The 6,282-nt window shown below is 37.8% G+C and carries 4 protein-coding genes and 1 pseudogene; all 5 read left to right on the top strand.

Annotated elements, in window-relative coordinates; genetic code table 11:
• Window positions 1-270: 270 nt before the first annotated feature.
• Window positions 271-675: an uL11 family ribosomal protein gene (locus tag TPPER_RS01140; RefSeq protein ID WP_236859558.1), complete on the top strand. Its 405-nt coding sequence runs from the start codon at window positions 271-273 to the stop codon at window positions 673-675.
• Window positions 668-1,330 (top strand): hypothetical protein, encoded by a 663-nt coding sequence (locus tag TPPER_RS01135; RefSeq protein WP_099336934.1) that lies wholly within the window; start codon window positions 668-670, stop codon window positions 1,328-1,330. Before TPPER_RS01140 ends, TPPER_RS01135 begins: the two co-directional genes overlap by 8 nt.
• A 19-nt stretch (window positions 1,331-1,349) precedes the next feature.
• Window positions 1,350-1,835, top strand: a complete 486-nt coding sequence (rplJ, locus tag TPPER_RS01130) for a 50S ribosomal protein L10 (protein WP_099336933.1) — start codon at window positions 1,350-1,352, stop codon at window positions 1,833-1,835.
• 8 nt (window positions 1,836-1,843) lie between these two features.
• Window positions 1,844-2,221: a 50S ribosomal protein L7/L12 gene (rplL, locus tag TPPER_RS01125; RefSeq protein ID WP_099336932.1), complete on the top strand. Its 378-nt coding sequence runs from the start codon at window positions 1,844-1,846 to the stop codon at window positions 2,219-2,221.
• A gap of 35 nt (window positions 2,222-2,256) precedes the next feature.
• A pseudogene (gene rpoB / locus TPPER_RS01120) lies at window positions 2,257-6,234 on the top strand (DNA-directed RNA polymerase subunit beta); the annotation flags it as partial.
• Window positions 6,235-6,282: the final 48 nt, after the last annotated feature.

The raw sequence follows: 6,282 nt of genomic DNA, 5'->3' as shown, positions 1-6,282 counted from the left end.
TAGTGGAGTTAGGGTCAGTAGTAAACAGAAGAGGATGTTTGTGAGGGAGTATGTGTGGGAACTCTCAGTAGGAAAGGTATCCCGGAGAAGGTTGGGGTGGAAAGCAGTAGTATGTTCTGCTGTCAGTCTGTTCATTGTTTCGTTAGCTTCGTTAGCCTCATACATATACGATAGCCTCATCATACATACTTTAAGGCTGTTCTCCTAGACTATCAACCCTATGTTCTAGCTCCTAGTACTTCCATGGATACAAAGAAGCCAGCATGCACTTTGAGATTGGTCATACCAGCAGGTAAAGCGAACCCAAGTCCCCCAGTTGGACCAGCATTGGGTCAAAAGGGAGTAAATATTATGGAGTTTTGTAGCTCTTTCAATATGTTAACGAACCACATAGAAACAGGAACATTGATACCTACAATTGTAAGCATCCAGAAAGACAAAAGCTTCAATATCAGAACAAGAACTACAATGACCTCTGTTTTAATTAAGAAGCTGTCTAGAGATGATTCCATTCAACCCAATACAAAATATATAGACTATACAGACGTAAAAGCCATTGCTGAGATAAAGCTCAGAGACTTAAATACGGTAGTTCTAGACAAAGCTATCAAAACAATCAAAGGAACCATAAAGACTATGGGAATCAAAGTGAAAACCGGTACACACTATGAATAAAGATTGGCCTATAATAGAAGCAGTTAACCATATAAAGAAAAAGACCAGTTCGAGGTTTGAAGAGACAGTTTCTATTTCAATTGTGTTACATGACTCTTTTAAAGCTAACCACAATATGGTATATACTTCAAAGCTGCTTGGTTCATATCAACCATCCCAACTAGCAGTAGTCCATATTCAACCCGAACCAAGCTTAACCCAACGTCATAAACACGCAGTCCTTAATATCAATGTTGCCAGGAAAGCAGGAATATATGTTGTTGAGAACAGATACTTTCAACCTAGAGATATAATAACCCGCAAGCTGCAAGTGCTTTTGATTCCTAACAGCTTAAAGACCACATTAAACTACTCAGGTCTAGAACCAACAAAGATTATAGTTGCAAAAGATTCCATCAAAAGCTCCTTAGGGTTGATAAACAGAAAAGCAAGCTTTCACGCTAGTAAGACCGGTTCTATAAATGTATCAATAGGTAAACTAAGCTTTCCTTTCTTTATTCTTAGTGAAAACATAACCCGCATAGTCAGAGAAGTTTTAAAGCTCAAACCAACTAATGTATCCACAAACAGCTATCTAAAGAAAGTAGTACTCTCAAGTACAATGAATGAAGGTATGCGTATATGTTTATGTTTATGTTCGTTAAAGCATCTTTGACAGCTGGAACTTCTCCTAAATGAAGGTCTCTAAAAAGAACAAAGTTGGTGCAGCTGCAATATTAAAACTAATGAGACTTCATACGCTGGCTGTTTATTGTGACTTCAGCAATATAAACTCTCAACTGCTAACACAACTTAGACTTGAAGCTGCTTCTCAGAACATATGTATAAAAGTATTTCCTAACAGCTTATTGAAAGCAACGTTGAAATCCCTGAACCTTGCTAAAGAAATGAGAGTTAATGTTACCGGCCAATTAATGCATGTTTATGGTAAAGACCTAAAAGCTATTGCCCAACTTCTCAAAGACTCAGGCTATGTCCATACGAACAATATTAAGTTTGCAATACAAAACAACCAACAACTGATAGAAAAAGAAGATATCATCAGAATAGTAAACCTTCCAACCAAAAGCGAGTTAACAGCTAAACTATATTTAGTTCTAAGGTATATCGTGGTTAAGTTTCTAACCATTTTAAGAACAATAACCAACAAAACAATATAGGAGGGCTTGTGCAGACTAAAGACGAGTTATTGAAACAGATTGAGTCAATGTCCGTAACAGAGTTAAATGAGTTGATAGAAGCACTCGCAAAAAGGTTTAATATCTCAAGTAGTCTAACCAATTTGAAAGCTAATGTAAATACCAAAGGACAAAAGGCTAACGACAATCTTGATAGCAAAGAGTTTAAAGTAGTTCTAACTGATGTTGGTAACAACAAAATAGCTGTTATTAAGATTATCAGAGAGGTGTCTGGTTTAGGACTCAAAGAATCAAAGGACATTGTAGAAAATGTTCCAAAGCTGATAAAGAAAAACCTGAACAAGATGCAAGCTGAAGAAGTTAAAGCCAAGATAGAAACCGTTGGTGCTAAAGCAAACGTAGAATGATGAATATTGATTTCTTAGCGTTCCAAAGAAAGAGCTTTACCAAATGTAGCTACATGCATAATATTCCTAACCTACTTCAAATCCAAAAGGAGTCCTTCCATAAGTTCTTACAACACAAAACCCCAGTTACAAACAGACAACAACTTGGTCTACAACGGATATTTTGTAGAGCCTTTCCAGTTAATTCTAACAACGGACTTATCAATGTAGACTTCATCAGGTATTCAGCTTCTGAACCTGTTTTAAGTGTTGCAGAATGTAGAAGCCGTTCGCTTACATATTCTTCGTCCTTAAACATTCTAGTTAAAGTATCTTTCAGGAACTGTAATGGAACACAATGGGAGAAAGAGAGTAAGGGTTGGAATGTATATCCGTTAGCTATTGGAGATATTCCACTAATGACACAAAGCAGCACGTTCTTGATTAACGGAGTGGACAGAGTCGTAGTTTCACAGCTGCATAGGACACCTGGCATATATATTGAACGAAAGAAGCAAGGTTTATTCCAAGAACAAGATCCTAACGTAGCAGTAAAAGTTATTCCGCTCTATGGAGTTTGGGTTCAGTTAGAATTAACTCGAAGTAACATCCTGTATTTAAGCTTTGATAAAAGCAAAAAGCTTCCAGCAACAACGTTACTTAAAAGCTTCGGTGTTCTTCAATCTAAAATCATTCCAGGCTTTGTTGAGCGTTTAGTTAAGTTGGATCGTTTGGGAGTTGTAATCGGATTACCTTTAATTGAACTGAAAGGAGAACCAATACCTTTTAGTATCTATGAAAACAGCAAGATCATTATTAAAAACCACACCATGATTTGTAACAACCAACTAAAAAGACTGGTCAGTAGGAACATTAAGGAAACGTTAATCAATGACTCAGTATTCTCCAGCTTAGAGTATATTCTGATATTAAAACCTAAAAGACCCAGAAAGATTAACGGATTGCTTTTGAATAAGATCAGAAAGTTTGGTATTGTTAACTTAATAATACGTTGTCCATTCAGATCCAAAGCTTACTTTAAATATTTAAAAGAGACTCTTAAAGCAGATAAATCAATAGATATCTATGATGCACAAGTACATATATACAGATCAATGAAACCAGGAGAACCCATATATCCAGACTTAGTGAAGGAAGCTTTCAATAAAATACTAACAGATGAACGCACGTACAATATTTCAAATATCGGACGTTTAGCTTTTAATCTACGTGCTTTTTCCTTCCCCCAAACAAAAGCATCTAGTTCAGGCCTCCTATCAGTCAAAGACCTTATTCAAGCATTTAAATACCTAATGCTCGTTAAGAATAACTCTATTGAAGGCGATGATGTAGACCATTTGGGCAATAGGAGAATACGATGTGTAGGTGAGATATTAGAGAGTTTGTTCAGGAATAGTTTCTTAGCGGTTGAACAAGCAATCAAAAACATTATAGATAACTGCAAGAACAATAGTAACCTTTCCTTTGCAAACATTAACTACAGACCAATATGCAAAGCTTTCAATGAGTTCTTTGTTTCGTCTCACTTGTCCCAGCTTTTGGACCAAACTAACCCTTTGTCCGAGCTCACCCATAAAAGACGACTGACATCTATAGGCATAAGCGGAATAACTAAAGAACATGCAGGGTTTGAGGTTAGAGACGTACATCCAACCTATTATGGTAAGGTTTGTCCGGTTGAAACTCCAGAGGGCCAGAACATAGGCTTAATAAGTTCTCTAGCTGTCCATGCCAAAGTGAACGAACATGGGCTTCTACAAACTCCGTATCGAAAAGTAACTCCTGAAAGGATAAACAAAAGTGTTCAGTTCCTCACAGCCTCTGAAGAAGAAGGTTTCACAATAACTTCCTTGGATCAAAGAAACCATAGCAAAGTATTAGCCAGAAGAGCACAGGGCATAACTCTAGCTAAGCTTGCTGACGTTCAGTATATAGATGCTAGCTCACAACAAACCGTATCAGTTGCCACTTCATTGATTCCTTTTTTAGAGCACGACGACGCAAACAGGGCGTTAATGGGTTCTAATATGCAACGACAAGCAGTTCCTTGTATTATCCCCAGAAGTCCATTGATTGGTACTGGAACGGAGATGTCTGTAGCCATTGACACAAAAGCCTGTGTTGTTGCTAAAGAAGCTGGTATGATAGTCTTTGCGGATTCTTCTAGGCTTATTATCAGGTCTTTACCAACCATAACCACTGAATGTAGCCACATTGAGATACATACGCTGGTCAAAGCTGAGAGAACAAATCAGAACACCTACATTAGTTTTAGACCTACTGTTTACTATGGCTTCAATGTTTCTAAAGGTGAAGTTATTGCAGATGGTGTCTCTACCCATAAAGGTGAGCTGGCCTTAGGTAAAAATGTCCTAGTAGCTTTTATGGTTTGGAAAGGCTATAACTTCGAAGATTCAGTCATAGTGTCAGAATACTTGGTTGGTAAAGATATTTTCACTTCGGTACATCTTGAAGAGTTCGCATTAACCGTAAGTGCCACAAAGCTTGGTAAAGAAGCCACCACAAATACAGTACCTGGGAATTCAGACACACTGTTAAACAAGTTGGACAATGAAGGCATAATACGAGCTGGTTCTCAAGTTGATGCTGGAGATATTCTGGTTGGAAAAGTGGTTCCTAAAGAAACAGTAACTCTAACAGCTGAAGAAAAGCTTATGAATGCCATTTTTAGTGAGAGATCATCTGAGGTTAGAGACGTATCTCTTCGAGTTCCCCCAAGTGTCCAAGGTACTGTTATATATACTCAAGTCTTCAAAGCAACTACTGCGGTTAACCACAACAGCAAACAACATAGTATGTTCAATGGAAAGCTGAGAGACAAAATACATGCCATTGAACAAGACAGCTTTTCATATGTTGGGAGGCTTCTCATTAGATGCAGCTGCAGTATAAAGGTAGGTATACTCCAGTCTATAGACCCGTACATATGGTTAACAATGGAACCCAACAGCAGTTTGTGCCACATAACATTCAAAGAAAAGCGCTCAATCATGGAACATGCTAGAACGGAGTTGTATTTGGTATTGAGAAGAAAGGTTGAGAAGGCGACAGGTGTTTATGATCTTTCCCCTGGGATTCTAAAAGTTGTAAAGGTATTAATTGCAACGAAGCGTACACTCCAACCTGGAGACAAAATGGCAGGGAGACATGGAAATAAAGGTGTGGTTTCTAAAGTTGTTCCAGTAAGAGATATGCCATACACAAAAGATGGACGTACTGTTGATATAATCCTCAACCCACTAGGAGTTCCTTCTAGAATGAACGTTGGACAAGTGTTTGAAACTCACCTAGGTTTAGCAGCTAAATCCACAGGAACACGTATCAAATTAATATTGAATAAAAGCTCTATTAAAATACTTTCTGCTCTTAGAGATGTTCTATATCATATCTTTAACTCAGCTAAAGAACGTAAGAATATTAGTAGATTAGTAGGTAGTGGCATTTTGAGACTTGCAAAGCTTTTGATAAATGGTGTGTCATTTGCCTCTCCAATATTTAACGGAACCAACGAAGAAGACATACAGCGTACTTCAGAAGCCGCATTTCCATTGAAAACAGCCTACATGTTAGACACCACACAAACTAAGAACCAACTGTTCCTAACTGATGGAGTAACTGGGAAGCGGTTCAAATATCCAGCAACCGTTGGAACCATGTATTACTTTAAGCTTCATCACCTAGTCGAAGACAAAATGCACGCTAGGTCTACTGGAACATACTCTATAATAACTCAACAGCCATTAGGTGGAAAGGCTCAGTTTGGAGGTCAAAGGTTTGGAGAAATGGAAGTTTGGGCACTGGAAGCCTATGGAGCGGCTTATACCTTACATGAAATGTTAACCATTAAATCTGATGACATATGGGGTAGGCTTAAAATGTATGAGAACATCATTAAGGACAACTTCATTTTAAGAACTAGTGTTCCTGAGTCTTTTAACGTTTTGCTAAGGGAAGTTAGATCACTTGGTGTTCTGTTGGAAGTCGGAGGTTAAATGAACAGTATCGAACAATTCCTTTTAAAGTCTCTATATCAAGTCGAG

Source organism: Candidatus Tremblayella phenacoccinincola (assembly GCF_002682985.1).
In the GTDB taxonomy this organism is placed as follows: domain Bacteria; phylum Pseudomonadota; class Gammaproteobacteria; order Burkholderiales; family Burkholderiaceae; genus Tremblaya; species Tremblaya phenacola_C.
Note: the sequence above shows the minus strand (reverse complement) of the source record. Positions and strands in the feature narration are given on the sequence as shown.

What these genes read in the sequence shown, in the direction of transcription:
- rplJ (WP_099336933.1), top strand. Translation starts at nt 1,350, where the DNA reads ATGAAGGTCTCTAAAAAGAACAAAGTTGGTGCAGCTGCAATATTAAAA.
- TPPER_RS01135 (WP_099336934.1), top strand. Translation starts at nt 668, where the DNA reads ATGAATAAAGATTGGCCTATAATAGAAGCAGTTAACCATATAAAGAAA.